This is a genomic window from Streptomyces sp. CNZ287 (assembly GCF_007827615.1).
The window spans coordinates 625,339-650,334 of record NZ_VISV01000001.1 but is presented as its reverse complement, the minus strand read 5'-3'; the positions used below and the strand labels follow the sequence as shown (position 1 = coordinate 650,334).

The window sequence follows — 24,996 nt, the reverse complement described above, 5'->3', positions numbered from 1 at the left end:
GGCGGAGTGCGAGACTGGGTACCGATGAGCGACTCCCCCCTCCGCGCCCGCGCGGAGATCGACCTCACCGCGTACGGCGCGAACATCCGCGCCCTGCGCGGCATCGCCCCGCGCGCGCAGTTCATGGCCGTCGTCAAGGCCGACGCGTACGGCCACGGGATGCTGCCCTGCGTCCACACGGCGCGCGCCGCCGGCGCCGAGTGGATCGGGACCGCCACCCCGCGGGAGGCGCTGGACCTGCGCGCCGCCGGCGACCGGGGCCGGATCCTGTGCTGGCTGTGGACGCCCGGCGGGCCGTGGCGGGAGGCCGTCGAGGCGGACCTCGACATCACCGTCAGCGGCCTGTGGGCGCTGCGCGAACTGCTGCCCGCCGCCCGCGCCGCCGGGCGCACCGCGCGCGTGCAGCTCAAGGCCGACACCGGCCTCGGCCGCAACGGCTGCCTCGCCGCCGACTGGCCGGAGCTCGTCGCCGCCGCCCGCGCCGCCGAGGCCGAGGGCGCCATCGAGGTCACCGGCGTCTGGTCGCACTTCGCCTGCGCCGACGAGCCGGGACACCCCTCCGTCCGCAGCCAGCTCGACGCCTTCCACGACGCCCTCGCCGTCGCCGACCGCGCGGGACTGCGCCCCGAGGTGCGGCACATGGCGAACTCGCCCGCCATGCTCACCCTCCCGGAGGCCCACTTCGACCTCGTCCGGCCCGGGATCGCGTCGTACGGGCTGTCGCCGAGCCCCGAGGTGGGCGCTCCCGCGGACTTCGGGCTGCGCCCCGTGATGGCGGTCAAGGCGTCGCTGGCGCAGGTCAAGGAGGCGCCGGCCGGCCTCGGTATCTCGTACGGGCACCACTACGTCACCCCGGGCCGGACCACCCTCGCGCTCGTGCCCCTCGGCTACGCCGACGGGGTGCCGCGGCACGCGTCCGGTACGGGCCCCGTGCTGGTCGCCGGGAAGTGGCGGACGGTCGCGGGGCGGGTCGCGATGGACCAGTTCGTCGTGGACCTGGGCGGGGACACCGCGGCGGCGGGCGACGAGGCGGTGCTCTTCGGCGCCGGGGACCACGGCGAGCCGACGGCGGAGGACTGGGCGCGGGCGGCGGGCACCATCGGGTACGAGATCGTCACGCGGATCGGACCCCGCATACCGCGCGTGTACGTGGGCGGTGCGGGGGATGCCACCCCCATGGACACCGACACGGACCGCCCCGGGCCCCGCCATGGCTGACCCCCTCGCCACCCCCGTCCCCGTCTCCGGACCCGGCGGCTGGGCGAGGGCCGGCCGGCGCGCCGGTATCGCCGGCGTCGCCATCGGCGTGCTCGCCGCCGGGGCCGCCGCGGGCGTGGCCGTGGAGCGCCTGGCGATGGGCCGCGACGTACGCCGCAGGGCCCGGCAGGCGCTCGACGCGGCCGGTCCGTACGGCACCTTCCGCGGCACCTCGGGCACGGCCGTCGCGGACGACGGCACCGAGCTGTACTACGAGATCGAGGAGGCGGACGACTTCCCGCCCGTACTCCCCGACGGCACACCCCCCGATCCGCTGACCGCCGCCCCCCGCCGCCGGCGCCGCCGCTTCGTGGGACGCCGCGACCCCGCGCCGCTCACCGTCGTCTTCTGCCACGGCTACTGCCTCACCCAGGACTCCTGGCACTTCCAGCGCGCCGCGCTCCGCGGCCGTGTCCGCACCGTCTACTGGGACCAGCGCAGCCACGGCCGCTCCGCCCGCGGCATCTCCCAGCTCGCCGGCGACGAGCCGGTCACCATCGACCAGCTCGGCCGCGACCTCAAGGCCGTCGTCGACGCCGCCGCCCCCGAGGGTCCGCTGCTGCTCGTCGGGCACTCGATGGGCGGCATGACGATCATGGCCTTCGCCGACCAGTTCCCCGACGCGGTACGGGACCGGGTGGCCGGCGCCGCGTTCCTCGGCACCTCCGCGGGCGACCTCGGCCGGGTGACGTTCGGGCTGCCCGCGGCCGGCGCCTGGGCGGTACGGCACTTCGTGCCCGGCGTCCTGAAGGCCCTCGGCAGCCGCGCCGAGCTGGCCGAGCGCGGCCGGCAGGCGACGGCCGACCTCTTCGCGGGGATCATCAAGCACTACTCGTTCGGCACCGAGGGCGTCGACCCGGGCGTCGCGCGCTTCGCCGAGCGGCTGCTGGAGAGCACGCCGATAGACGTGGTCGCCGAGTTCTACCCGGCGTTCGCGGCGCACGAGAAGGACGAGGCGCTCGCGCTCCTCCGCGACCTCCCCGGGCTCGTCCTCGTCGGCGACCGCGACATGGTCACGCCCCCGGAGCACAGCGAGCGGATCGCCGCGCGGCTGCCCGGCGCCACGTTCGAGGTCATCGAGGACGCCGGGCACCTGGCCATGCTGGAGCGCCCGGAACGGGTGAACGACGCGCTGGCCGCGCTGCTCGCCCGCGCGGGCGAGCGGCTGCCCACCGGGCCCGGGCCGGAGCCGGGGGCGGGGCCCGTACGGCGGCCGCGCGGCACGTCGCGCCGGACCCTCTAGGGCCTGTCGTCAATCTCGCGTCGTTCGCCCGCAGGCGCGGGATTGACGACAGGCCCTAGCATCCAGTGCCATGAGCGCCGCCATGACCACCACCGCCGTCCAGTTGACCGTCGAGTCGCCCGAGCAGATGCAGGAGCTGGGCCGCCGGCTGGCCGCCGTGCTGCGCGCCGGGGACCTCGTGCTGCTCACCGGGGCGCTGGGCGCGGGCAAGACGACGCTCGCGCGCGGGCTGGGGGCGGGGCTCGGGGTGCGGGGGGCGGTGACGTCGCCGACGTTCGTCATCGCGCGCGTGCACCCGTCGGTCTCGGGCGGGCCGCCGCTGGTCCACGTCGACGCCTACCGGCTGGGCGGCGGTCTGGAGGAGATGGAGGACCTGGACCTCGACGTGTCGCTGCCGGAGTCGGTCGTGGTCGTGGAGTGGGGCGAGGGCAAGGTCGAGGAACTGGCCGAGGACCGGCTGCACGTCGTCATCGAGCGCCGCACGGGCGGCGCGCCCGAGGAGGAAGCGGACGCCGCAGAGGCGGACGTACGGCGCGTCACCGTCACCGGCGTCGGCGAGCGCTGGGCGCACGGCGCGCTGGCCGCGCTCGCCCGCACCTGAACAGCAGTGCTGGACCTTCCGACAAATATGCCGACGCGCTGTCGGCATATCGTTGCTCCAGGTCGGCGGGCGTGGTCCCATGGGCGTATGGCACCTGAGCAAGACGGGCAGCGCCCCGCCGTGGGAGTCGCCGAGCTGCTCGCCGCCTGCGCGGCGGCAGAGGCGGTCTCGACGCCGCCCGCCCCCGAACCCGAGGCGGCCGGGACGGACGGGCGGCGGGCCGGGCGGCGGGCCCCGGAGGGCCCCGCCGAGCCGGAACAGCACGCCGCGTAGCGCAGGATCGCGATGCCCCGCCCCGGGGCATCTAGGCTGCGCTGCATGGACATCGGCATCGGACTTCCCTCCACCATCCCCGGCATCCCCGGAACGCTGATCCCTGAGTGGGCCGCCGCGGCCGAGCGGGCCGGGTTCTCGACCCTGGGCACCATCGACCGCGTCGTCTACGGCAACCTCGAAACGATCCCCACCCTCGCCGCCGCCGCGGCCGTCACCGAGCGCATCGGCCTGACGACGACCATCCTCATCGCCCCGTACCGCGGCAACGGCGCCCTGCTCGCCAAGCAGCTCGCCTCCGTCGACGCGCTCTCCGGCGGCCGGCTCACCGTCGGCGCCGCGGTCGGCGGACGGGAGGACGACTACGAGGCGACGGGCGTGCCCTTCACCGAGCGGGGCCGGATCTTCGACGACCAGCTCGCCGAGATGCGCGCCGTCTGGCGGCAGGACCCCCGGGGCCGCGCCCACCCCGTGGGCCCGGCGCCGGTGCAGGCGGGCGGGCCGCCGATCCTCTTCGGCGGGAACGCGCCCGCCGCCTTCCGGAGGGTCGCGGAGTACGGCGCCGGGTGGATCCTCGGCGGCGGCAGCCCCGAGCAACTGGCCGGCGGCGCCGAGAAGGCCAGGGCCGCCTGGCGCGAGGCGGGCCGGGAGGGCGAGCCGCGGGTGGCGGCGCTGGCGTACGTGAGCCTCGGCCCCGACGCCGAGGAGCACGCCCGCAGCTACCTGCTGGACTACTACGGGTTCCTCGGCGACTTCGCCGAGAAGATCGCCGCGGGGGCGCTGACCTCGCCGGAGGCGGTCGCCGCCGCCAAGGCCGCGTTCGCGGACGCGGGCTGCGGCGAGCTGGTGCTCTTCCCCTGCAACCCGGACGTGGCGCAGGTCCCGCTGATCGCGGAGGCCGCCGGGCTGTAGGGACGTACGGAGGAAGGGGCGGGGGTCCGGCTGCGGGTCCCCGCTACTTCACCACCGCGACCGGGACTCCCACGGTCGCGAAGCGCCACAGCGCCCTGCCGTCCACCCGCGACGAGCGCACTCCGCCCGTCTTCTCCGTCGCGTCCGGTTCCGGCCGCGAGCCGTCGACCGCGGCGCTGAACCCTATGACCGTGCCCTCGGACTCCGTGAAGATCACCACGTGCTCGACCGGCACCCCGTCCGAGCCGGTGATCTGCCGCGACCGCGAGGTCACGGTGTACATGCCGGGCGGCGGGTCGACGGTGCTCGGGGTCACCTTGTACGTCCGCAGCACCGAGTTGTCCTCGCCGACGAGCCACACGCGCTTGTCCTTCAGTGCGTACACCACCCGCAGCCCGGAGCCCGAGCGCGCCGGCAGTTCGAGCTTCTTCTCCTTGGCCTTGGTCGGCTCGGGGCTGGCGACGCCCGGGCGGTTGCGCGCCAGGGAGTCGGGGGCGTTGGCGTTGGCCTGGTAGGCGAGGAAGGCGACCACGCCCAGGGCGGCGGCCGTCAGCCCGGCCACGAATTTCCCGCTGCCTGCCACGCGGTACGCCCCTTCCGGTACGGCGGCCGCAGGGCCGCTCTTCCCCAGTCTTCCCCCGGCCCGTCCTCATGCTGCACGCACCGGTCCGCCCCGCCTGCTCCGCCCGACGGTAGCACCCGCCGCCGCGCGCCCGGGGCGGCCGCGGCCGGAGTCACCGGCCCGGCGGACGCGCTCCGGGCACCCCTTCCGCGCGACTACCCTGAAGGGCGTGCTGCTCGCCATGGATACCGCCTCCCCCGCCGTCACCGTCGCGCTCCACGACGGCGACCCCGCGTCGCCCGCGCTCGCCGCGTCGCACCAGGTCGACGCCCGGCGCCACGGCGAGCTGCTGCTGCCCGCCGTCGACCGGGTGCTCGCCGAGGCGGGCCGCGGGCTCGGGGAGCTGGCCGGCGTCGTCGTCGGCGTCGGCCCCGGTCCCTACACCGGGCTGCGGGTGGGGCTGGTGACCGCCGAGGTCCTCGGCATGACGCTCGGCATCCCCGTGTACGGGGTCTGCACGCTGGACGGCATCGCCTACGCCGCCGGCCGCGACGGCGCCGGCGGCATTGACGGCCCGTTCGTCGTGGCCACCGACGCCCGGCGCAAAGAGGTGTACTGGGCGCGCTACGCCGACGCCCGCACCCGCGTCACGGACCCGGCCGTCGACCGGCCCGCCGACCTCGCCGGACAGGTCGCGGGCCTGCCCGCCGCCGGGGCGGGCGCCGAGCTGTACCCCGAGGCGTTCCCCGACGCCCGGCCCCCGGCGCACCCGCACGCCGCCGCCCTCGCCGCGCTGGCCGCCGAGCGCCTCGCGGCGGGCACCGAGTTGCTGCCGCCCCGCCCGCTGTACCTGCGCCGCCCCGACGCGCAGGTCCCCGCCGCGTACAAGGCGGTCACCCCGCGATGACCCCGCGCCCGGACACGTACGAGAGCGGCCCATGACCGCCGTCGCCCTGCGCGAGATGCGGTGGTGGGACATCGACCCCGTGCTCGCCCTCGAACGGGACACCTTCCCCGAGGACGCCTGGTCCCCGGCGATGTTCTGGTCCGAGCTGGCCCACGCCCGCGGCCCCGGCGCCACCCGTGCGTACCTCGTCGCCGAGGACGAGGCCGGCCGCGTCGTCGGCTACGGCGGCCTCGCCGCGCTCGACGGCACCGGCGACATCCAGACCATCGCCGCCGCCCGCGACCACTGGGGCACCGGCCTCGGTCCGCGCCTGCTGGAGGCGCTGCTCGCCGCCGCCCGCCGCTTCGGCTGCCGCGAGGTGCTGCTGGAGGTGCGCGTCGACAACGTGCGCGCGCAGCGCCTCTACGAGCGCCACGGCTTCGCCGTGATCGGCGTCAGGCGCGGCTACTACCAGCCCGGAAACGTCGACGCGCTCGTCATGCGCCGTACCGAGAAAGAGTGACGCCCCCCATGGCAGACGAACCCCTGGTGCTCGGCATCGAGACGTCCTGCGACGAGACCGGTGTCGGGATCGTCCGCGGGCACACGCTGCTCGCCGACGCCATCGCCTCCAGCGTCGACGCGCACGCCCGCTTCGGCGGCGTGGTGCCCGAGGTGGCGAGCCGGGCGCACCTGGAGGCGATGGTCCCGACGATCGGGCGGGCGCTGCGCGACGCCGGGGTGGCGGCCCGCGACCTGGACGCGATCGCGGTGACGGCGGGCCCGGGGCTCTCCGGGGCGCTGCTCGTCGGGGTGTCGGCGGCCAAGGCGTACGCGTACGCGCTGGGCAAGCCGCTCTACGGCGTCAACCACCTCGCCTCGCACATCGCCGTCGACCAGCTCGAACACGGCGCGCTGCCCGAGCCGACGATGGCCCTGCTGGTCTCCGGCGGACACTCCTCGCTGCTGATGTCCGCCGACATCACCGCCGACGTCCGCCCCCTCGGCGCGACCATCGACGACGCGGCGGGCGAGGCGTTCGACAAGGTCGCCCGCGTTCTCGGACTCGGCTTCCCCGGCGGCCCGTTCATCGACAGGGCCGCGCGTGAGGGCGACCCGGCCGCGATCCGCTTCCCGCGCGGCCTGACGGGCCCGCGCGACCCCGTGTACGACTTCTCCTTCTCCGGTCTGAAGACCTCCGTCGCCCGCTGGGTGGAGGCCAGGCGCGCGGCGGGGGAGGACGTGCCGGTGGCGGATGTGGCGGCGTCGTTCCAGGAGTCGGTGGCGGACGTGCTGACGCGCAAGGCGGTACGGGCCTGCCGGGACAACGGCGTCGGGCACCTGATGATCGGCGGCGGCGTGGCGGCGAACTCGCGGCTGCGGGCGATGGCCGAGCGCCGCTGCGAGGACGCGGGGATCGTGCTGCGGGTGCCGCGGCCGAAGCTGTGCACGGACAACGGGGCGATGGTCGCGGCGCTGGGCGCGGAGATGGTGGCGCGGGGGCGGGCGGCGTCGGACTGGGAGCTGTCGGCGGACTCGTCGCTGCCGGTCACGGAGACGCACGTACCGGGGCACGAGCACGCGCCCGGGCACGGCCACGACCACGTGCACGAGCTGGCGAAGGACAACCTGTACTCGTGACCGTCATGGCGCTGATGTGGGAGGCCAGGGCCGCGGCCGGGCGCGGCGACGAGCTGCTGGCGTGGGCGCGGGCGCAGCGCCTGCCCGCCCGGCCGCTGCGGCGCGAGACGTTCCGCGCGCCGGGGGACCGGGTGCTGGTCATCACCTGGTGGGACGCGGACTGCGGCAACCGCGAGGCCCCCATGCCGGAACTCGGGGACCCGGACGCGGGACTGCTGGCCCGGCCGGTGCACCGGTGGCGGTTCACGTCGCTGGGGCCGGACGGCCCAGAAGCACCGTAGGGGCGCCGGCGACGCGGGTGAGGAAGACGGTGCAGGACACCGCGGCCGGGCCGGTGAGCTTCAGCTTGCGCCGCAGCTCCTCGGGTTCGACGGCGGAGCCGCGCTTCTTGACGGTGACGCTGCCGACGCCGCGTTCGCGGAGCAGGGCGCGGAGCTTCTTGACGTGGAAGGGGAGCGTGTCGGTGATCTCGTACGCCGTGGCGTACGGGGTCCGCACCAGGTCGTCGGCCGTGACGTACGCGATGGTGGGATCCAGCAGCCGCCCGCCGGCCTGCGCCGCCACCTCGGCGACGAGGTGCGCGCGGATGACGGCGCCGTCCGGCTCGTACAGATAGCGCCCCACGGGGCCCGCCGGCGGGTCGGGCAGGCCGCGGCCCACGAGGGTGGCGCCGCCGGGCAGCAGGGTCGCGCGGCGGCGGCCGGGGGAGACGGCGCCGGATGCGGCGCCGAACCAGAGCACGGCCTCCTTCACGTCGCCGGCGTCGGAGACCCACTCCGCCTCCGCGGCCTCCGGCACCGCCTCGTGCGGGATGCCGGGGGCGACCTTCAGCGCGGCGTGCGAGACCCGGCCGGCGACCTCGACGGCCCAGGACAGCGGCGGGGAGTACGCCTCGGGGTCGAAGACGCGGCCGCGCCCTCCGACCCGCCGCGCCGGGTCGACGAAGACCGCGTCGTATCCGGAGATGTCCACGTCCCCCACCTCCGCGCAGCGCACCTCGACCCGCTCGGCGACCCCCAGCGCCGCCGCGTTGGCGCGCGCGGCGGCGGCCGCCGCCGGGTCCCGGTCGACGGCGAGCACCGCGATCCCGGCCCGCGCCAGCGCCACCGCGTCGCCGCCGACGCCGCAGCACAGGTCGGCGACCCGGTCGACGCCGAGCGCCGTGAACCGGGCCGCGCGGTGCGCCGCCACCGCCGTACGGGTGGCCTGCTCGACGCCGTCGGGGGTGAAGTACATCCGCGCCGCGTCCGCCCCGAACTTCGCCGCCGCGCGCTGCCGCAGCCGGGCCTGCCCGAGCGCGGCGGAGACCAGCTCCGCGGGGTGGGTGCGGCGCAGCCGGGTGGCGAGGGCCAGTTCGTCGGCGGGGTCGTGCTCCCGCAGCTCGGCGAGGAGCGCCTGCCCCTCGGGGGTGAGGAGGGCGGCGAGGGGGTCGTCGGGGGCGTCGGGGCCGTGCATGGGCCCATTGTCCGCTGTCCGCCGTACGGGCGCTGGTACGGCGTGGCGCCGTGACACCCCGTTCCGTACTGGAAGGATGCGGGCTCCGGAACTAATACGACAAAAGGATAAAATGCTCCCACGTGCCCGACCATGCACCGGCCTCCTCGCCCTGGCCGCCACCGCCGCGCTCCTCGCTTCCGCCTGCTCCTCCGGCACCGCCGGGCCCGACCACCCCCGCCCCCTCACCCACCCCGACGGGGACGCCAAGCCCGCCATCGCCGGCGGCCTGGCCGCCGCCCCCGCCCGCGCGCTCGCCCGCACCGCGGAGCACCAGCAGCGCGTCCACGCGCAGCGGCTCGCCGCCGCCCGCACCTGGGGCCTGAAGGCCGCCCCGCTGCTGCCGCCGGCCCCGCCGCGCAGCAAACCCGCGCTCGCCACCGAACCCGGCTACGAGGCGAAGGGCGGCGGTCCCGGCCTGCCGCCCGTCATCACCCGGGTGCCGACCGACGACCGCGTGATCTTCCTGACCATCGACGACGGCTACCGCAAGGACCCCGAGCTGCTGCGCATGCTGCGCGAACTCGGCGTGCCCGTCAGCGCCTTCCTCGCCGACGAGGTCGCGCGCGACGACTACGGCTACTTCCGTGACCTCCGCGACCTCGGCACCACCGTCAGCAACCACACCCTCCACCACCCCAACCTCCGCGAACTGCCCTACGCGGCCCAGCGCGAGGAGATCTGCGGCCAGCAGCGCGTCCTGGAGCGCGAGATGGGCACCAGGCCGCGGATCTTCCGCCCGCCGTACGGCAATTACGACGCCGACACCCTGCGCGCCGCCAAGGAGTGCGGCATCGATCTCGTACCGCTCTGGCAGCAGGAGGCGTTCCCCGGACGCTGGACGTACTCCCGCGCGGACACCGCGTTCCACCCCGGCGATATCGTGCTCACCCACTTCGAAGGACCTTCCGAATTCGGCGGCACGATGACCGACATGCTCCGTACGGTGCTCCGTAAGGCGAACGACGAGGGCTTCGCCGTTGCTCGCTTGGAGGCTTACGTATGAGGCGCACCCGCCGCTCCGGGCGGCGGTCGTCAGCCGCCGCGATAGCCGCCGTCTGCCTGCTCGCGCTCACCGCCTGCGCGGACGCGGCCAGGCCGACCGAGGAGTGGTTCCCGCAGGGCGCGGAGGAGTCCGCCGCGCCCGGGGACGGGCGGGCGGACGGCAAGCCGGGCGCGCGGCACGCGGGGCGTACGCCGCGGGCGCTGCCCGGCGGCGACGGCACGGCCCGCAAGGACGTCCCCCGCGCCACCGGCCCCGGGGCGTACCGCCGCTGGGGCCTCGACCGCCCCCTCGCCGCGCCGCCCGCGCCCCCCGCGAGCCGCCCGGTGCGGCCGGGGGACTCCGGGCTGCCGGCGGTCGCGGGCCGGGTGCCGACCCGGGACAAGGTCGTCTTCCTCACGATCGACGACGGCTGGGACAAGGACCCCGGGTTCATCCGGATGGCGGCCGATCTGCGGCTGCCGTTCAGCATGTTCCTCTCCGACTCGGCGGCCGGCGGGGACTACGGCTACTTCGAGGAGCTGCGGCGCCTCGGCAACTCCGTCCACGGCCACACCCTCACCCACCCGGACCTCACCTCCCTCCCGTACGCCGGGCAGCGCCGCCAGATCTGCCGGCAGCAGGAGCGCGTCGCCGGGGCCTTCGGCGTCCGCCCGACGCTCTTCCGGCCGCCCTACGGCACGTACGACGCGGCGACGCTGCGGGCCGCGGCCTCCTGCGGCGTCCGCGCGATGCCGCTGTGGCGGGCCGACATGAAGGCGAGCGGCCTGGAGTACCGCAGCGGCGACCGGCTGCGCCCCGGCGACATCGTGCTGGCGCACTTCCGGGGGCCCGAGCAGCAGGGCGGGCGGACGATGACGGACGTGATGGCGGAGTTCGTACGCGAAGTCCAGCGGCAGGGCTTCACGGTGGCCCGCCTGGAGGACTACATGTGACCCGGACGGGGGCGCGGCCGGTATGACTGTACGGCCGGCGGCGGGCGACGCGGGTGGCAATCTGGCACTCGGCTTGACCGAGTGCTAAAGGGCGGCATAACCTCGGCTCTGGCACTCCCCCGGGGAGAGTGCCAACACAGCGACGAGGCGGATCCGGCACCCGCGACGACGGATCCTCCAGGATCGCCACCCCAGACATTCAACCCCGCGAGATCTCCGAAGGGGGAGGTCGGATCGTGACGACCGCCAGCACCAAGGTTGCCATCAAGCCGCTTGAGGACCGCATCGTGGTCCAGCCGCTCGACGCCGAGGAGACCACGGCCTCGGGCCTGGTCATTCCGGACACCGCCAAGGAGAAGCCCCAGGAGGGCGTCGTCCTTGCCGTCGGCCCCGGCCGCTTCGAGGACGGCAACCGGCTTCCGCTCGACGTCTCCGTCGGCGACGTCGTTCTCTACAGCAAGTACGGCGGCACCGAGGTGAAGTACAACAACGAGGACTACCTCGTCCTCTCGGCCCGCGACGTGCTCGCGATCATCGAGAAGTAATCGGGGCGCTTCCCGCTTCTTCCCACACCAGGCCGCGCCCCGGATCCGTTCGCCGAGCAGGACATATCGAAACGGGCCGGGGCGTCGGCGCTCCCTACGGCGCCCCTTGAGAGGACCCACGTTCCATGGCGAAGACTCTGAAGTTCGACGAGGACGCCCGCCGCGCTCTTGAGCGCGGCGTGGACAAGCTTGCCGACACCGTGAAGGTGACGATCGGCCCCCGCGGCCGCAACGTCGTCATCGACAAGAAGTTCGGCGCCCCGACCATCACCAACGACGGCGTGACCATCGCCCGGGAGATCGAGGTCGAGGACCCGTACGAGAACCTGGGCGTGCAGCTCGTGAAGGAGGTGGCGACCAAGACCAACGACATCGCGGGCGACGGCACCACCACCGCCACCGTGCTGGCCCAGGCACTGGTCCGCGAGGGCCTGCGCAACGTGGCAGCGGGCGCCTCCCCCTCCGCGCTCAAGCGCGGCATCGACGCGGCCGTCGCGGCGATCTCCGACGAGCTGCTGAAGGCCGCCAGCCCGATCGACTCCAAGTCCGACATCGCCGCGGTCGCCGCGCTCTCCGCGCAGGACGACCAGGTGGGCCAGCTCATCGGCGAGGCCATGGACAAGGTGGGCAAGGACGGGGTCATCACCGTCGAGGAGTCCAACACCTTCGGCCTGGAGCTGGACTTCACCGAGGGCATGGCCTTCGACAAGGGCTACCTGTCGCACTACATGGTCACCGACCAGGACCGCATGGAGGCGGTGCTGGAGGACCCGTACATCCTCATCAACCAGGGCAAGATCTCCTCCATCCAGGACCTGCTGCCGCTGCTGGAGAAGGTCATGCAGGCCGGCTCGGCGAAGCCGCTGCTGATCGTCGCCGAGGACGTGGAGGGCGAGGCGCTGTCCACCCTCGTCGTCAACAAGATCCGCGGCACCTTCAACTCCGTCGCCGTCAAGGCCCCCGGCTTCGGCGACCGCCGCAAGGCGATGCTCGGCGACATGGCCACCCTCACCGGCGGCACCGTGGTCTCCGAGGAGGTCGGCCTCAAGCTCGACCAGGTCGGTCTTGAGGTGCTGGGCACCGCCCGCCGCGTGGTCATCACCAAGGACGACACCACGATCGTCGACGGCGCCGGCAAGGCCGACGAGGTCGCCGGCCGGGTCGCGCAGATCAAGGCCGAGATCGACGCCACGGACTCCGACTGGGACCGCGAGAAGCTGCAGGAGCGGCTGGCGAAGCTGGCCGGCGGCGTGTGCGTCATCCGCGTCGGCGCGGCCACCGAGGTCGAGCTGAAGGAGAAGAAGCACCGCCTGGAGGACGCCATCTCCGCCACCCGCGCGGCGGTCGAGGAGGGCATCGTCTCCGGCGGCGGCTCGGCCCTCGTGCACGCCGCGAAGGTGCTGGAGGACGGCCTCGGCCTCACCGGCGACGAGGCCACCGGCGTGGCGGTCGTGCGCCGCGCGTCGGTCGAGCCGCTGCGCTGGATCGCGGAGAACGCGGGCCTGGAGGGCTACGTCATCACCTCCAAGGTCGCGGAGCTGACCGCGGGCCAGGGCTTCAACGCCGCCACCGGCGAGTACGGCGACCTGGTGAAGGCCGGCGTCATCGACCCGGTGAAGGTGACCCGCTCGGCGCTGGAGAACGCGGCGTCGATCGCCTCGCTCCTGCTGACCACGGAGAGCGCGGTCGTGGAGAAGCCGGAGCCCGAGGAGGACGCGGGCCACAGCCACGGCCACGGCCACGGCCACTGACCTCCGGTCGGTACCACGGGCACCACACACCGCAGGGCCTCGCCTCCGCAAGGGGACGAGGCCCTGCGGCGTGCGCCCCCGCCCGGCCCGGCCCTCCGGGCCGGCCCGGAGGCCCGGTGCGGCGGAGCCGCGAGGGGCACGGGGTCCCGGGGGCGGAGCCCCGGGTTCCGGGAAGGGGCGGGGCCGGGAACCACCTCCCCTCCCCACGGTGCCGGGCCCGGTCGGGCGGCGGCCCGACCCGCTACTGGGGCCCGTACTTGCGGCCCGCCCCCGTCGACACCCGCCCCAGCAACCCCCGCGGCACCAGCTTCGCCGCCCCCATCAGCGCCTTGTACCGCGGATCGGGGATCGACACCGTACGTCCCCGCCTCAAGTCCCGTAGCCCCTCCGCCGCCACCTTGTCCGCGTCCAGCCACATCCACCCCGGGATGTCGTCCGTCCCCATCCCCGCCCGCTCGTGGAACTCCGTCCGGATGAACCCCGGGCACAGCACCATCAGCCGCACCCCGCTCCCCGCCAGATCCCGCGCCACGCCCTGCGTGAACTGCACGACCCACGACTTGCTCGCCCCGTACGTCCCCCGCGGCACGAACGCCGCCACCGACGCGACGTTCACCACCGCACCCCGCGACCGCTCCCGCATCGCCGCCGCCGCGGCCGTCGTCAGCCGCAGCACCGCCTCGCAGTGCACCTTCAGCATCGTCAGCTCGTCGGCGAGCGTGACCTGGAGGAAGCGCCCCTTCAGCCCGAACCCCGCGTTGTTCACCAGCAGGTCCACCGGCTGCCCCGCACCGGCCTCGCCGAGGCGCTTCTCCACCGCCGCGATGCCCTCCTCCGCCGCCAGGTCCGCGGGCAGCACGGACGTCTCCACGCCGTACCGCTCGTGCAGCTCCGCGGCCTGTGCGTGCAGCCGCTCCGCCGTCCTGGCGACGAGCACCAGGTCGTACCCAGAAGCCGCCAGCCGGCGCGCGAACGCGGCGCCCAGGCCGGCCGTCGATCCCGTAATCAGCGCAGTCGTCATGTCCGCACGCTAGCGGGCCGAGGTCAGGACACGGTCGGCATCCCGGTCAGCACGAGGTCAGCGGCCGGCCGGTGCGCCCGGTCAGTGCCCGCCGTGTCCCTCCCCGCCGCCCGGCGGGCGCCCGGCCTTCTCACCCGGGTTCACGACCGCGAACTGGCCCATCATCCCGCCGTCCTCGTGCGACAGCAGATGGCAGTGGTACATGTACGGCACGTCCGGATCGGGCGGCCCGTCGAAGCGCAGCACGAGCTTCACCTCCCGCCCGTTCGGTACGTACACCGTGTCCTTCCGCCCGCGCAGCTCCGGCGGCGGCGGTTCGCCGTCCACCTCCAGGACCCGGAACTGCACGTCGTGGACGTGGAAGTTGTGCGTGATGCCGTCCCGGTTGCGCACCGTCCAGATCTCGGTCGCGCCGCGCTCGACGGTCGCGTCGATCCGGTCCATCGCCATCGGCTGCCCGTTGATGCCGCTCGTGCGCAGGTCGAAGTGGCGCTCGCGGGAGGCGTCGGCCGGGTCCGGCAGCTCCACGTCGCCGAAGCGCGCCGGCACGGCGGGCGCCGGGCGCAGGGTGCCGGCGGCGCGCAGCTCCAGTACGTCGAAGGAGTCGTCGCCGCCGGCGAAGCGGGACTGCCAGAAGTCGCCGCCGCCCGGCGGGCTGCTGCGCAGGACGGTCCGCTCGCCCGGCCGCATCCGCACCAGGATCTCCGCGCGTTCGCCGGGGGAGAGGAGCACGCGGTCGGTGCGGTACGGGGCGCCGAGCAGGCCGCCGTCGGTGCCGACGAGTTCGAAGGCCCGGTCGTCGGCGAAGCCGAAGTCGTAGACGCGCGCGGTGGAGGCGTTGAGCAGCCGCAGCCGGACGACCGCGTCGCGTACCTCCTGGTACGGGGCGAGCGTGCCGTTGACCATCGTCTCGTCGCCCAGGAAGCCGGTGTTCCGCATCATCCGGTGACCGTGGTCGAACCGGTCGCCGTCGAAGCGCACGTCCTGGACGACGACGGGCACGTCGTTCACGCCGTACTCGTCCGGAAGCCCGAGCTTGCGCGCCTTCGCGTCGTCGACGAGGAACATCCCGGCGAGCCCGCGCTGCACGTGCCGCTCCGTCCGTCCGTGCGGGTGCGGGTGGTACCAGAGGGTGGCCGCGGGCTGGTCGACGGTCCAGTGCGGCCGCCATTCGCCGCCGGCCTCGACCGTCTGGTGCGGGCCGCCGTCCATGGCGGCCGGCAGGTGCATGCCGTGCCAGTGGACGGTGGACGGCTCGTCGAGCCCGTTGTCCACCTCGACGCGGACCTTCTCGCCGCGCTCGGCGCGCAGTGTCGGCCCGAGGTACGTCCCGGGCCACCGCGTGTCCGCGGCCGTGGCGGGGCTGGTGAACCCCCAGGTCGGTGTGGTCCTGCCGGGCCCGAACTCCGTCTCGCCCGCGCGCATCCCCAGCCGGAAGACCCGGGTGCCGTCCGCCTCCACCTCGCCTTCCTCCAGCGGCGGTATCCGCAGCTCGTCGGCGAAGTCGACCTTGCCGACCGTGGAGACGTCCGCGGTGGCGTAGAACCATGCTCCGGCCCCGACGGCCACCGTCACGATCGCGACCGCCACCGCGGTGAGGGCGAGGAGCACGCGCTTGAGCCGCGGTCGCGGTCCGCTCGTCTTTGTCATGTGTCAGAGTTTTCTGACACATGAGGTGGGCGGGCATCGGGTATCGCACGGGTACGTCCCGGAGGGAACCCTGAGCCCGCCCTCCGGGTCGGCCCGGAGAACCGGGGCCGTCAGGACGCGCGGGCCGCCGCCTTGCGGGCCTTCTCCCGGGACTCCGGATGCAGCGCGTCCCCGGCGGCGAGGAGCCGGGGCAGCAACTCCCGCTCCAGGGTGCTCGCGCGGAACCAGAACGCGGCCGTCACCTCGTGGTCCGGGCGGTGCTCGATGCGGATCCCGTCCCCGGCCCGGATCTCGCCCGGCTCGATCACCCGCAGGTACGCGCCCGGGCGGGCCGCCTGCGTGAAGCGCTTGACCCAGCCCTGCTCGCCGAGCCAGCCGGCGAACGTGCGGCAGGGTATGCGCGAGCTGGTGACCTCCAGCAGCAGGTCGGGGCCGATCCGCCAGCGCTCGCCTATGCGCGCGCCGCAGACGTCGAGGCCGGAGGTGGTCAGGTTCTCGCCGAAGACGCCGTTGGGCAGCTCGCGGCCCAGCTCCGCGCCCCAGATGTCGAGGTCTTCGCGCGCGAACGCGTACACCGCCTGGTACGTGCCCCCGTGGTGGCGCAGGTCGCCGATGACGTCGCCGGCGAGCGCGCTGCCGCCGATGCCCTTGGGGCCCGGCTCCTCGACGCGCACCGGGCCGTCGGTCGGGCGCTTGTCGATGCCGGTGAGAAAGCCGGGGGCGTCGGTGATGCCGGGCGCGGTCTGCGGGCGGGCGAGGTTCACGGAGAGCACCTGCATCCCCCGACCGTAACCGCCCCTTCCCGCCAGGCTCAACGGGCTTTTCGATCGCGCGGGCCCGAGCGCGCGACTCGCCTAGGCTGGGGGCATGTTCGACGCCCGTCACCTGCGTGTTCTCCGGGCCGTTGCCGCGACCGGCTCGTTCTCCGCCGCCGCCCGCGAACTCGGCCTCACCCAGCCCGCCGTCAGCCAGCAGATGAAGGCGCTGGAACAGACGGCGGCCACGCCGCTGCTCGTCCGCGCCGGCCGCGAGCTGCGGCTGACGGAGGCGGGGGAGGCGCTCGTCCGGCACGCGGGCGGCATCCTCGCCGGGCTGGCCGCGGCGGAGGACGAAATCGCGGCGCTCGCGGGGCTGCGTGCGGGGCGGGTGCGGCTGGTGTCCTTCCCGAGCGGCAGCTCCACGATCGTGCCGGGCGCGCTGGCGGCGATGCGGGAGGCGCACCCGGGGACACGGATCTCGCTGGTGGACGCGGAACCGCCGCGGTCGGTGGAGATGCTGCGGGAGGGGGAGTGCGAGATCGCGCTGGCGTTCCACTACCCGCCCGCCGGCGAGACCGTGCCGGAGCGCGGTGCCGACGCCGCCGCCGCGGGCGGCGGTGCCGCCGGCGAGCCCGTCGACGGCTGGGACGGCCTCGTCGTACGGCCGCTGCTCGCCGACCGGCTGCTGTGCCTCGTGCCGGAGGGCCACCCCGCCGCCGCGGCGGGCCGGGTGGAGCTGGCGGAGCTGGCCGCGCAGCCGGTGATCGCGGGCTGCCCGCGGTGCCGGCGGCACCTGGTGGAGCTGTGCGAACGGGCCGGCTTCGCGCCCCGTATCGACTTCGCGACCGACGACTACCCCGCCGTCGTCGGCCTGGTGCGCGCCGGGCTGGGGACCGCGGTGCTGCCGGGGCTCGCGGTGCGCGCGGTGCCGCCGCGGGGGGTCGTCACCGTGCCGCTGACGCCGGAGGCGCGGCGGGAGGTGGTCGCGCTGACGCTGCCGGACCTGGCGCGGGTGCCGGCGGTGGCGGCGATGCTCGACCGCCTGGCGGCGGCGGCGAAGGACGCCCGGGACGCGTAGGACGCGGACAACGCCCGGAGCAGGGGGCGCGGGATACGGAGGACACCACCCCGGCGACTCCCCGCGGCGGTCCGCCTCAATTGTGGGGTGTCGGCGTCCGCGTCGGCGCTTCTTCCGGGGCGGGTGCCGCCGCGGGTGCCGGGGACGCGGACCCCGGGGGCGGCGTCCGGTGCCGGGCGCGCCCCAGCAGTTCCTCGCGCTCGTCCTCCGTCAGCCCACCCCACACGCCGTACGGCTCACGAACCGCCAGCGCGTGCGCGGCGCACTCCGCGCGCACGGGACAGCGCATGCAGACCTCTTTGGCGGACGCCTCCCGCGCGCTCCGGGCTGCGCCCCGCTCCCCCTCCGGGTGAAAGAACAACGAGCTGTCGACACCGCGGCACGCCGCGATGAGCTGCCAGTCCCACAGATCGGCGTTCGGGCCCGGCAGCCGGGAGAAATCAGCCATTTTGTATCACCTTGGGAGCGCCGTGGGGACCCTTAATGGTCGTGACACTACCCTTCCAGGCTTACCAGATGTAAATAGTACTCATCCGGAAAAGAGAAAATAGCTGATCAGAGCGGTAGGAATAGGTGCATTCGGGTCACGGCGCGGCGCGGCGCGGTGACTGCTTCTCCGTGACCGCTTCCTCACGTAGAGTGGCGACGTGTGTGGCCCCGGTCCCCGTGGCGACGGCCGTTGCAACAGGTGCCACCAGCCCCCGTAACTCTTTCGGGTGACCGTCGTTGAGAGTGCGGAAGCGGTTGACTGCGAGCGCGTTCGTCCCGGGCGCGCCTTACGCGCGGTCGACCGCCGAAGGTGACGATACGTACCAGCCCTGGAGGCTCAAGGTGACGCGCATCAGCTCCGGAGGGCGGCCATGACTTCCGTCCTCGTTTGCGACGACTCCCCACTCGCCCGAGAGGCGCTGCGCCGTGCGGTTGCGACCGTGCCCGGCGTCGAGCGCGTGACGACGGCGGCTAACGGCGAGGAAGTACTGCGCCGCTGGGGTGCCGATCGTTCGGACCTGATTCTGATGGATGTACGGATGCCAGGGCTCGGCGGCGTCGAGACGGTGCGCCGGCTGCTCTCGGCCGACCCTGGGGCCCGGATCATCATGCTGACCGTGGCCGAGGACCTCGACGGCGTGGCCCTCGCCGTCGCCGCCGGCGCCCGCGGCTATCTGCACAAGGACGCCTCCCGCGCCGAGCTGCGGGCCACCGTCACGCAGGCCCTCGCCGACCCCACGTGGCGGCTCGCGCCGCGGCGGCTTCGCTCCACCGAGATGGGGGCCGCGCCGACGCTCACGGCGCGTGAGATCCAGGTGCTCGAAGGCATGAGCCACGGGCGGTCCAACGCCGAGATCGGCCGCGAGCTGTTCCTCTCCGAGGACACCGTGAAGACCCACGCGCGCCGGCTTTTCAAAAAGCTCGGCGCCTCCGACCGGGCGCACGCGGTGGCGCTCGGTTTCCGCTGGGGTCTCGTACGCTGACCTGCTGCGCATCCGCCGCGCCGGGGCTTCGCGCCCCGGGCCGGCACACCCGCCCCGTAGCCGGCGGCGGGCCCGCGGAACGGGGCCGCGGGCCACGGGGCGATCCGGTTTCCCGCGCGAAGGCGCATGCTTGAGGCATGGGTTCTCCGGAACGAGGCGCATCGGGCACAGCCGAATCCCGCACGGGGGCAGCGAAGGGAGGGCGCGCGTGGTGACCGTCCGCGCGGTTGCGCATAACGCTTCGGTCTACAACGACGGCCGCGACACCGCGGAACGTTCGGGGGCGAGGCACCATGGACGGATGCGCGGCAACGAGACCACTGTTTCCCAGACGGCCGAAAGGCCCGTCGAGATCAGGGGACTCGTGCAGCTCGCGGCCGAGGGGGACGAGCGCGCGACGCACGACCTGCTGGCCCACGTGCACCCCCTGGCGCTCCGCTATGTTCGCACGCGGCTGCACCGGTTGCCCGGCGACGCACGGCACTTCGTCGACGATCTCGCGCAGGAGGTCTGCATCGCGGTGCTCTGCGCGCTCCCGCGCTACCGCGACACCGGCCGCCCCTTCGAGGCGTTCGTCTTCGCCATCGCCGCGCACAAGGTCGCGGACCTCCAGCGCGCCGCGATGCGCGGTCCAGGATCCACCGCCGTGCCCTCCGACGAGATGCCGGAGCGGCCGGACGACTCGCTGGGCCCCGAGGAGCAGGCGCTGCTGAGCAGCGACGCGGAGTGGGCGAAGCAGCTCCTGGCGAGCCTGCCGGCGAACCAGCGGGAGCTGCTGCTGCTGCGGGTGGCGGCGGGCTTCAGCGCGGAGGAGACCGGCCAGATGCTCGGCATGACGCCGGGTGCGGTGCGGGTGGCGCAGCACCGGGCGCTGAGCAGGCTGCGGGCGCTGGCGCGGCAGTAGGCGCCGGACGGACGGGCCGTGGCGGGGGCGTACGGGCCGTCGCCCGGGGCGTACGGCAGGGGCGCGTACGGCGTACGGAGAGCGGGCCGCGGCGCCGGTCCGAAGGTCCCGCCGGCCCCGGACCTCGTACCTTCGTACACCGGCCACCAGCCCCGTTACGTGACGCTCCGGCGCGCCGTTACCATGGTCAGTCCCATCGGGCAAGACCCACCGGAAGGGTGTCATGACAGAGCGCGCCGCCGACGTCCCTGACAAGTTCGCGACCATCGGACTCACCTTCGACGACGTGCTGCTGCTGCCCGGCGCCGCCGACATGGCCCCGGGCGAGATCGACACCGCGAGCCATGTGTCGCGGAACGTCAAGGTGAACATTCCGCTTCTCTCCGCCGCCATGGACCGGGTCACCGAGTCCCGGATGGCCATCGCCATGGCCCGCCAGGGCGGCGTGGGCGTCCTGCACCGCAACCTCTCCATCGAGGACCAGGCCAAGAAGGTCGACCAGGTCAAGCGCTCCGAGTCCGGCATGGTCGCCGACCCGATCACCATCCGCCCCGACGCGACGCTCGCCGAGGCGGACGCGCTCTGCGGCCGGTTCCGGATCAGCGGGGTACCGGTGACCGACGACGGCGGCCGGCTCGTCGGCATCGTCACCAACCGCGACATGGCCTTCGAGCCCGACCGCAGCGTCGAGGTGCGGTCGATCATGACGCCGATGCCGCTGGTCACCGGCCGGGTCGGGATCTCCGGCGCGGAGGCCATGGAGCTGCTGCGCCGGCACAAGATCGAGAAGCTGCCGCTGGTCGACGACCGGGACGTGCTCAAGGGCCTGATCACGGTCAAGGACTTCGTCAAGGCCGAGAAGTACCCGAACGCCGCCAAGGACACGGAGGGCAGGCTGATCGTCGGCGCCGCCGTCGGTGTCGCGGGCGACGCGTACGACCGCGCGCAGGCGCTGGTGGAGGCGGGCGCCGACTTCATCGTCGTGGACACCGCGCACGGCCACTCGCGGCTCGTCGCCGACATGGCCGCGAAGATCAAGTCGAACGCGGCGGTCGACGTCGTCGCCGGCAACGTCGCCACCCGCGACGCCGCCCAGGCGCTCGTCGACGCGGGCGTCGACGGCATCAAGGTCGGCGTGGGCCCCGGCTCCATCTGCACCACCCGCGTGGTCGCCGGCGTCGGAGTCCCGCAGGTCACCGCGATCTACGAGGCCGCGCAGGCGGCCCGGGACGCCGGCGTGCCGGTCATCGGCGACGGCGGCCTGCAGTACAGCGGCGACATCGCCAAGGCGCTGGTCGCCGGCGCGGACACGGTGATGCTCGGCAGCCTGCTGGCGGGCTGCGAGGAATCGCCGGGCGAGCTGCTCTTCATCAACGGCAAGCAGTTCAAGTCGTACCGCGGGATGGGCTCGCTGGGCGCGATGCAGTCGCGCGGCGGCACCAAGTCGTACTCCAAGGACCGGTACTTCCAGGAGGAGGTGAAGAGCGACGACCAGCTCATCGCCGAGGGCATCGAGGGCCAGGTCCCGTACCGCGGCCCCCTCGCCTCCGTCGTGCACCAGCTCATCGGCGGGCTGAAGCAGTCGATGTTCTACGTCGGCGGGCGCACCGTCCCGGAGATGAAGGAGCGCGGCCGGTTCGTCCGCATCACCTCCGCGGGCCTGACGGAGAGCCACCCGCACGACATCCAGATGACGACCGAGGCCCCGAACTACTCCCGCAAGGTCTGACCGGACCGACCGGGGGATACTGGGGCGGCAACCGTCTGGAAAGGGCAGCATCCGTGACTGAGATCGAGATCGGCCGGGGCAAGCGCGGGCGCACGGCGTACGCGTTCGACGACATCGCCATCGTGCCGAGCAGGCGCACCCGGGACCCGAAGGAGGTCTCGATCGCCTGGCAGATCGACGCCTACCGCTTCGAGCTGCCCTTCCTCGCCGCCCCGATGGACTCCGTCGTCTCGCCGGAGGCGGCCATAAGGATCGGGCGCTTCGGCGGCCTCGGGGTGCTCAACCTCGAAGGGCTGTGGACCCGTTACGAGAACCCGGAGCCGCTGCTCGCCGAGATCGCCGGGCTGGACGAGCGCGACGCGACGCGGCGGATGCAGGAGATCTACGACGAGCCGATCAAGGAGGAGCTGATCGGCCGGCGGCTCGCGGAGGTCCGCGAGTCGGGCGTGGTCACGGCGGCGGCGCTGTCGCCGCAGCGTACGGCGCAGTTCTCCAAGGCGGTCGTGGACGCGGGGGTGGACATCTTCGTCATCCGCGGCACGACGGTCTCCGCGGAGCACGTCTCGTCGGCGGCGGAGCCGCTGAACCTCAAGCAGTTCATCTACGAGCTGGACGTGCCGGTCATCGTCGGCGGCTGCGCGACGTACACGGCGGCGCTGCACCTGATGCGCACGGGCGCGGCGGGCGTGCTGGTCGGCTTCGGCGGCGGCGCGGCGCACACGACGCGCAACGTGCTGGGCATCCAGGTGCCGATGGCGACGGCGGTGGCCGATGTCGCCGCGGCGCGCCGGGACTACATGGACGAGTCCGGCGGCCGCTACGTGCACGTGATCGCGGACGGCGGCGTCGGCTGGTCCGGCGACCTGCCGAAGGCGGTGGCGTGCGGGGCGGACGCGGTGATGATGGGCTCGCCGCTGGCCCGCGCGACGGACGCGCCGGGGCGGGGGCACCACTGGGGGATGGAGGCGGTCCACGAGGACGTGCCGCGGGGGAAGGTGATGGACCTGGGCACGGTGGGCACGACGGAGGAAGTCCTGCTGGGCCCGTCGCACACCCCGGACGGATCGATGAACTTCTTCGGCGCGCTGCGCCGGGCGATGGCGACGACGGGCTACTCGGAGCTGAAGGAGTTCCAGCGCGTCGAGGTCACGGTGGCCGCCTCCCGCTGACGAGCACCACCCCGGCCCCGGCGGGAGGGCAGTCCCGCGGGGCCAGGGGGTGCGCTCACGAACCGCCGCCCGGCGGCCAGGTCTCCCGCTCCCGGTACGCCCCGGCCCGTACCGGCTCCCGCATCGGCGAACTCCCCGGCGACGGCGGCCGATTCGCGGCACCCGCATGATTAGCGCCCGGCACCGGACGACCGCAAGCGCACGGACATCCACGCCAAGCCTGACATATCCGAGGGATTCCCGAAGACCCGCTGGTCCGCGCCGTTTTGCTGATTGCCGGAGCTGGCAGGTTGTGCATTTGTCCAGACCTCGGTGGTGACCCCTCGTGTGGGAAGTGTCACCCCTCGGAGGTGTGACGTTTAAGCGGGGTCCCGGCGCTGTTCATGTGAAGGTCGCTACCGACGAGCGTGGAGGGGATTCCCATGGGGCGTGCGAGCGATGTGTTACCCGAAGCGGCCGGGATGAGCCGGTACGTGGAGGGGGTGGTGGCCGAGTGGTTGCGGGCGGCGCGGCGGTTGCCGTTGGACTACTCCGTGGAGAGCCTCCGCGTCGCGGACCGGATCGTCGCCGGGATCCGCGCCGGGCAGGGGGCCGACGAGCGGGCGGTGGCGCACGCGCTGCGCGGGGTCGGGGCGTACGTCGGGGAGGTCATGGTCCGGGCCGGGGGCGGGAGTTGGGTGGACCTCGACGACCGGCAGCGCGACTACTTCGAGCAGCCCGTCGGCGTACGGATGCCGGACGGGCGGGTGTGGAACCCCCTCGGCCGCGCCCTGCGCCGCTACGACCGCGGCAAGGGCGGCCGGGAGTCGCTGTACGTCTTCTACCTGCTGCTGCACGGCCGGCTGAGCACCGCCCTGCCGCCCGCCTGACGCACGGCGGTGCCGTCCGGTCCCGGCGGCGCGACGACGCAGGGCCGGGACCGCGAAGTACGCGGTGCCGGCCCTGCGTCGTGTGCCGTCTGCTGCTGCCTCAGCCGTTGCCGAGGCGCTTGGTCAGGGCGAAGCCCGCCGCGCCGCCGACCGCGTACATCGCGGCCACCAGGGCGTCGAAGTCCTCCTTGAAGGCTTCCTTCAGCAGGTCGAACTCGTCGGTGAACGCGGTCGCGATGCCGATCTGGCCGTCCGTCCAGTGGTTGATCAGCATCGCGTAGCCGAGGAACTGGCCCATGATGGCGCCGAGGATGCCGAGGACGATGGCGACGAAGGGCAGCGCCGGGTTCCGGCCGCCGAGCTTGCCGAACGCGAGGCCGACGAGGATGCCGGCCGCGGCGGCGGGGTAGGCGTACAGCGTGTACTCGCCGGCGTCTCCCCCGGACGCGCGCATGATGGCGCCGTAGATGACGGCGCCGACGATCATCGCGACGATGCCGACGCCCACGGCGAGGCCCGTGTTGCCGGAGGCGGCCGGCGGCTGCGCGTAGGGCGGCGGGGCACCGTACGGCTGCTGGCCCGGGGCGCCTGGACCTGGTTGCTGCTGGTAGGGCTGGGACATGGGTGTTTCCCCCCGGAGAGATGAGTCTGCCGTGCCCGGGGACAGTTGGTGTGGTGGGCGCGGTCAGTGGGAACCCGCGGCACGCTAGCAGTTGAGCGGTGCCCGACAACAAGCCCTTAAGGGGAGTCGTGACGCGACTGCGACATGCTGTTTCGAACTTCGGACACTCGCTGGCTGACCAGGAACGCTTCCGCCGCGGCCACGAGGTAGAACGTCATGTCGTTCTTCCCCAGCACCCCGCTGCGCCAGAAGTCGTACGCCGCGCCCACGTCCGCCGTGCCGAGGTGTACGGCCGTCGCGGCGAGCTGGGTGAGGAGGACGCCGGCGAGCGCCACGGGGATCGCCAGGAACGCCGAGCCGCGGGACTCCGCGCCCGCGCGGCCCACGGCGGCGCCGACGAGGAGGCCGAGGGCCAGCGCCCAGTAGCCGAGCTCCAGGCCGCGTTCGCCCACCAGGCCCTGCGTCCCGCCCAGAACCAGCGCTCCCGCCACGGTGGCGGCGGCGCCGACGGCGAGCGCCTGCAGCAGCCGGCCGCGGCTGTCGGCCGTCGTCATCACCGCATCACCCATACGGCCGAACGGTAGCAGTTCCGCCGCGCCACCTCCGGTTCCGGCACTCTGC

The 24,996-nt window shown here is 74.2% G+C and carries 27 protein-coding genes; 19 read left to right on the top strand and 8 right to left on the bottom strand.

The window, feature by feature from the left end; all coding sequences use genetic code 11:
- Positions 1 to 24 precede the first annotated feature (24 nt).
- From alr to FB457_RS02885, 5 genes are all read left to right on the top strand, one after another.
- Positions 25 to 1,218, top strand: coding sequence for an alanine racemase (alr, locus tag FB457_RS02905; protein WP_145780686.1), 1,194 nt, complete (start codon positions 25 to 27; stop codon positions 1,216 to 1,218).
- A complete protein-coding gene (locus FB457_RS02900; RefSeq protein ID WP_145780684.1) occupies positions 1,211 to 2,500 on the top strand; it encodes an alpha/beta hydrolase in 1,290 nt (429 codons plus the stop codon). Before alr ends, FB457_RS02900 begins: the two co-directional genes overlap by 8 nt.
- Before the next feature lie 70 nt (positions 2,501 to 2,570).
- Positions 2,571 to 3,101, top strand: a complete 531-nt coding sequence (gene tsaE / locus FB457_RS02895) for a tRNA (adenosine(37)-N6)-threonylcarbamoyltransferase complex ATPase subunit type 1 TsaE (RefSeq protein ID WP_047017595.1) — start codon at positions 2,571 to 2,573, stop codon at positions 3,099 to 3,101.
- An 87-nt stretch (positions 3,102 to 3,188) separates the two neighbouring features.
- Positions 3,189 to 3,374, top strand: coding sequence for a hypothetical protein (locus FB457_RS02890; RefSeq protein ID WP_107086146.1), 186 nt, complete (start codon positions 3,189 to 3,191; stop codon positions 3,372 to 3,374).
- A 45-nt stretch (positions 3,375 to 3,419) separates the two neighbouring features.
- The gene (locus tag FB457_RS02885; protein ID WP_047017596.1) at positions 3,420 to 4,286 is read left to right on the top strand and encodes an LLM class flavin-dependent oxidoreductase; all 867 of its coding nucleotides are present in this window, start codon (positions 3,420 to 3,422) and stop codon (positions 4,284 to 4,286) included.
- Between the two features lie 43 nt (positions 4,287 to 4,329).
- Here FB457_RS02885 and FB457_RS02880 read toward each other — a convergent pair whose 3' ends face one another.
- The gene (locus FB457_RS02880; protein WP_145780874.1) at positions 4,330 to 4,848 is read right to left on the bottom strand and encodes a hypothetical protein; all 519 of its coding nucleotides are present in this window, start codon (positions 4,846 to 4,848) and stop codon (positions 4,330 to 4,332) included.
- Positions 4,849 to 5,089: 241 nt separating this feature from the next.
- Between FB457_RS02880 and tsaB the strand changes: the two genes are divergently transcribed.
- The 4 genes from tsaB to FB457_RS02860 are packed head-to-tail and all read left to right on the top strand — an operon-like array spanning position 5,090 to position 7,656.
- The gene (gene tsaB / locus FB457_RS02875) at positions 5,090 to 5,755 is read left to right on the top strand and encodes a tRNA (adenosine(37)-N6)-threonylcarbamoyltransferase complex dimerization subunit type 1 TsaB (protein WP_047020292.1); all 666 of its coding nucleotides are present in this window, start codon (positions 5,090 to 5,092) and stop codon (positions 5,753 to 5,755) included.
- 31 nt (positions 5,756 to 5,786) lie between these two features.
- Entirely contained in the window at positions 5,787 to 6,257 is a 471-nt protein-coding gene (gene rimI, locus FB457_RS02870; RefSeq protein WP_047017598.1) for a ribosomal protein S18-alanine N-acetyltransferase, read from the top strand.
- A gap of 8 nt (positions 6,258 to 6,265) precedes the next feature.
- A complete protein-coding gene (gene tsaD / locus FB457_RS02865) occupies positions 6,266 to 7,375 on the top strand; it encodes a tRNA (adenosine(37)-N6)-threonylcarbamoyltransferase complex transferase subunit TsaD (RefSeq protein ID WP_047017599.1) in 1,110 nt (369 codons plus the stop codon).
- Positions 7,376 to 7,380: 5 nt separating this feature from the next.
- A complete protein-coding gene (locus tag FB457_RS02860; RefSeq protein ID WP_047020293.1) occupies positions 7,381 to 7,656 on the top strand; it encodes a hypothetical protein in 276 nt (91 codons plus the stop codon).
- Here the strand turns inward: FB457_RS02860 and FB457_RS02855 are convergent.
- On the bottom strand, positions 7,619 to 8,830 hold the full coding sequence (locus FB457_RS02855) for a class I SAM-dependent methyltransferase (protein ID WP_047017600.1): 1,212 nt from the start codon (positions 8,828 to 8,830) through the stop codon (positions 7,619 to 7,621). The genes FB457_RS02860 and FB457_RS02855 overlap by 38 nt on opposite strands.
- Positions 8,831 to 8,942: 112 nt before the next feature.
- On the opposite strand from FB457_RS02855, the gene FB457_RS02850 reads away from it, so the two are divergent.
- The 4 genes from FB457_RS02850 to groL all read left to right on the top strand — a co-directional run bounded on the left by FB457_RS02850 (position 8,943) and on the right by groL (position 13,103).
- Positions 8,943 to 9,875, top strand: coding sequence for a polysaccharide deacetylase family protein (locus tag FB457_RS02850; RefSeq protein WP_047017601.1), 933 nt, complete (start codon positions 8,943 to 8,945; stop codon positions 9,873 to 9,875).
- Positions 9,872 to 10,807: a polysaccharide deacetylase family protein gene (locus FB457_RS02845; protein WP_047017602.1), complete on the top strand. Its 936-nt coding sequence runs from the start codon at positions 9,872 to 9,874 to the stop codon at positions 10,805 to 10,807. Before FB457_RS02850 ends, FB457_RS02845 begins: the two co-directional genes overlap by 4 nt.
- A gap of 236 nt (positions 10,808 to 11,043) precedes the next feature.
- Positions 11,044 to 11,352 (top strand): co-chaperone GroES, encoded by a 309-nt coding sequence (gene groES / locus FB457_RS02840; protein ID WP_047017603.1) that lies wholly within the window; start codon positions 11,044 to 11,046, stop codon positions 11,350 to 11,352.
- A 125-nt stretch (positions 11,353 to 11,477) separates the two neighbouring features.
- Positions 11,478 to 13,103: a chaperonin GroEL gene (groL, locus tag FB457_RS02835; protein ID WP_145780682.1), complete on the top strand. Its 1,626-nt coding sequence runs from the start codon at positions 11,478 to 11,480 to the stop codon at positions 13,101 to 13,103.
- 241 nt (positions 13,104 to 13,344) lie between these two features.
- Here groL and FB457_RS02830 read toward each other — a convergent pair whose 3' ends face one another.
- The 3 genes from FB457_RS02830 to FB457_RS02820 all read right to left on the bottom strand — a co-directional run bounded on the left by FB457_RS02830 (position 13,345) and on the right by FB457_RS02820 (position 16,553).
- Complete coding sequence (locus tag FB457_RS02830; RefSeq protein WP_047017605.1) at positions 13,345 to 14,124, bottom strand: SDR family NAD(P)-dependent oxidoreductase; 780 nt, start codon at positions 14,122 to 14,124, stop codon at positions 13,345 to 13,347.
- An 81-nt stretch (positions 14,125 to 14,205) separates the two neighbouring features.
- Positions 14,206 to 15,774 carry a multicopper oxidase family protein gene (locus FB457_RS02825; protein ID WP_216725717.1) on the bottom strand — a complete coding sequence of 523 codons (1,569 nt, stop codon included), beginning with the start codon at positions 15,772 to 15,774 and terminating at the stop codon, positions 14,206 to 14,208.
- A 110-nt stretch (positions 15,775 to 15,884) separates the two neighbouring features.
- Complete coding sequence (locus FB457_RS02820; protein WP_047017606.1) at positions 15,885 to 16,553, bottom strand: MOSC domain-containing protein; 669 nt, start codon at positions 16,551 to 16,553, stop codon at positions 15,885 to 15,887.
- Between the two features lie 88 nt (positions 16,554 to 16,641).
- Here FB457_RS02820 and FB457_RS02815 point away from each other — a divergent pair, with 88 nt between their 5' ends.
- Positions 16,642 to 17,610: a LysR family transcriptional regulator gene (locus FB457_RS02815; RefSeq protein WP_047017607.1), complete on the top strand. Its 969-nt coding sequence runs from the start codon at positions 16,642 to 16,644 to the stop codon at positions 17,608 to 17,610.
- Positions 17,611 to 17,686: 76 nt separating this feature from the next.
- Here FB457_RS02815 and FB457_RS02810 read toward each other — a convergent pair whose 3' ends face one another.
- Positions 17,687 to 18,058, bottom strand: a complete 372-nt coding sequence (locus FB457_RS02810) for a WhiB family transcriptional regulator (RefSeq protein WP_047017608.1) — start codon at positions 18,056 to 18,058, stop codon at positions 17,687 to 17,689.
- A gap of 412 nt (positions 18,059 to 18,470) precedes the next feature.
- On the opposite strand from FB457_RS02810, the gene FB457_RS02805 reads away from it, so the two are divergent.
- The 5 genes from FB457_RS02805 to FB457_RS02785 all read left to right on the top strand — a co-directional run bounded on the left by FB457_RS02805 (position 18,471) and on the right by FB457_RS02785 (position 23,753).
- A complete protein-coding gene (locus FB457_RS02805; protein WP_026276081.1) occupies positions 18,471 to 19,082 on the top strand; it encodes a response regulator transcription factor in 612 nt (203 codons plus the stop codon).
- Positions 19,083 to 19,383: 301 nt separating this feature from the next.
- On the top strand, positions 19,384 to 19,986 hold the full coding sequence (locus FB457_RS02800; protein WP_047017609.1) for a sigma-70 family RNA polymerase sigma factor: 603 nt from the start codon (positions 19,384 to 19,386) through the stop codon (positions 19,984 to 19,986).
- A gap of 223 nt (positions 19,987 to 20,209) precedes the next feature.
- On the top strand, positions 20,210 to 21,715 hold the full coding sequence (gene guaB / locus FB457_RS02795; protein WP_047017610.1) for an IMP dehydrogenase: 1,506 nt from the start codon (positions 20,210 to 20,212) through the stop codon (positions 21,713 to 21,715).
- Positions 21,716 to 21,768: 53 nt separating this feature from the next.
- Positions 21,769 to 22,884 (top strand): GuaB3 family IMP dehydrogenase-related protein, encoded by a 1,116-nt coding sequence (locus FB457_RS02790; protein ID WP_047017611.1) that lies wholly within the window; start codon positions 21,769 to 21,771, stop codon positions 22,882 to 22,884.
- A gap of 461 nt (positions 22,885 to 23,345) precedes the next feature.
- Positions 23,346 to 23,753, top strand: coding sequence for a hypothetical protein (locus FB457_RS02785; protein ID WP_145780680.1), 408 nt, complete (start codon positions 23,346 to 23,348; stop codon positions 23,751 to 23,753).
- 100 nt (positions 23,754 to 23,853) lie between these two features.
- Here FB457_RS02785 and FB457_RS02780 read toward each other — a convergent pair whose 3' ends face one another.
- Entirely contained in the window at positions 23,854 to 24,375 is a 522-nt protein-coding gene (locus FB457_RS02780; protein ID WP_047017613.1) for a hypothetical protein, read from the bottom strand.
- Between the two features lie 116 nt (positions 24,376 to 24,491).
- A complete protein-coding gene (locus FB457_RS02775) occupies positions 24,492 to 24,944 on the bottom strand; it encodes a hypothetical protein (protein ID WP_253911389.1) in 453 nt (150 codons plus the stop codon).
- Positions 24,945 to 24,996 lie beyond the last annotated feature (52 nt).

Excerpts from the sequence above, each read along its gene's own strand:
- alr (WP_145780686.1), top strand. The coding sequence starts at position 25 with ATGAGCGACTCCCCCCTCCGCGCCCGCGCGGAGATCGACCTCACCGCG.
- FB457_RS02900 (WP_145780684.1), top strand. The coding sequence starts at position 1,211 with ATGGCTGACCCCCTCGCCACCCCCGTCCCCGTCTCCGGACCCGGCGGC.
- tsaE (WP_047017595.1), top strand. The coding sequence starts at position 2,571 with ATGAGCGCCGCCATGACCACCACCGCCGTCCAGTTGACCGTCGAGTCG.
- FB457_RS02890 (WP_107086146.1), top strand. The coding sequence starts at position 3,189 with ATGGCACCTGAGCAAGACGGGCAGCGCCCCGCCGTGGGAGTCGCCGAG.
- FB457_RS02885 (WP_047017596.1), top strand. The coding sequence starts at position 3,420 with ATGGACATCGGCATCGGACTTCCCTCCACCATCCCCGGCATCCCCGGA.
- tsaB (WP_047020292.1), top strand. The coding sequence starts at position 5,090 with ATGGATACCGCCTCCCCCGCCGTCACCGTCGCGCTCCACGACGGCGAC.
- rimI (WP_047017598.1), top strand. The coding sequence starts at position 5,787 with ATGACCGCCGTCGCCCTGCGCGAGATGCGGTGGTGGGACATCGACCCC.
- tsaD (WP_047017599.1), top strand. The coding sequence starts at position 6,266 with ATGGCAGACGAACCCCTGGTGCTCGGCATCGAGACGTCCTGCGACGAG.
- FB457_RS02860 (WP_047020293.1), top strand. The coding sequence starts at position 7,381 with ATGGCGCTGATGTGGGAGGCCAGGGCCGCGGCCGGGCGCGGCGACGAG.
- FB457_RS02855 (WP_047017600.1), bottom strand. The coding sequence starts at position 8,830 with ATGCACGGCCCCGACGCCCCCGACGACCCCCTCGCCGCCCTCCTCACC.
- FB457_RS02850 (WP_047017601.1), top strand. The coding sequence starts at position 8,943 with ATGCTCCCACGTGCCCGACCATGCACCGGCCTCCTCGCCCTGGCCGCC.
- FB457_RS02845 (WP_047017602.1), top strand. The coding sequence starts at position 9,872 with ATGAGGCGCACCCGCCGCTCCGGGCGGCGGTCGTCAGCCGCCGCGATA.
- groL (WP_145780682.1), top strand. The coding sequence starts at position 11,478 with ATGGCGAAGACTCTGAAGTTCGACGAGGACGCCCGCCGCGCTCTTGAG.
- FB457_RS02830 (WP_047017605.1), bottom strand. The coding sequence starts at position 14,124 with ATGACGACTGCGCTGATTACGGGATCGACGGCCGGCCTGGGCGCCGCG.
- FB457_RS02825 (WP_216725717.1), bottom strand. The coding sequence starts at position 15,774 with ATGACAAAGACGAGCGGACCGCGACCGCGGCTCAAGCGCGTGCTCCTC.
- FB457_RS02820 (WP_047017606.1), bottom strand. The coding sequence starts at position 16,553 with ATGCAGGTGCTCTCCGTGAACCTCGCCCGCCCGCAGACCGCGCCCGGC.
- FB457_RS02815 (WP_047017607.1), top strand. The coding sequence starts at position 16,642 with ATGTTCGACGCCCGTCACCTGCGTGTTCTCCGGGCCGTTGCCGCGACC.
- FB457_RS02810 (WP_047017608.1), bottom strand. The coding sequence starts at position 18,058 with ATGGCTGATTTCTCCCGGCTGCCGGGCCCGAACGCCGATCTGTGGGAC.
- FB457_RS02805 (WP_026276081.1), top strand. The coding sequence starts at position 18,471 with ATGACTTCCGTCCTCGTTTGCGACGACTCCCCACTCGCCCGAGAGGCG.
- FB457_RS02800 (WP_047017609.1), top strand. The coding sequence starts at position 19,384 with ATGCGCGGCAACGAGACCACTGTTTCCCAGACGGCCGAAAGGCCCGTC.
- guaB (WP_047017610.1), top strand. The coding sequence starts at position 20,210 with ATGACAGAGCGCGCCGCCGACGTCCCTGACAAGTTCGCGACCATCGGA.
- FB457_RS02785 (WP_145780680.1), top strand. The coding sequence starts at position 23,346 with ATGAGCCGGTACGTGGAGGGGGTGGTGGCCGAGTGGTTGCGGGCGGCG.
- FB457_RS02780 (WP_047017613.1), bottom strand. The coding sequence starts at position 24,375 with ATGTCCCAGCCCTACCAGCAGCAACCAGGTCCAGGCGCCCCGGGCCAG.
- FB457_RS02775 (WP_253911389.1), bottom strand. The coding sequence starts at position 24,944 with ATGGGTGATGCGGTGATGACGACGGCCGACAGCCGCGGCCGGCTGCTG.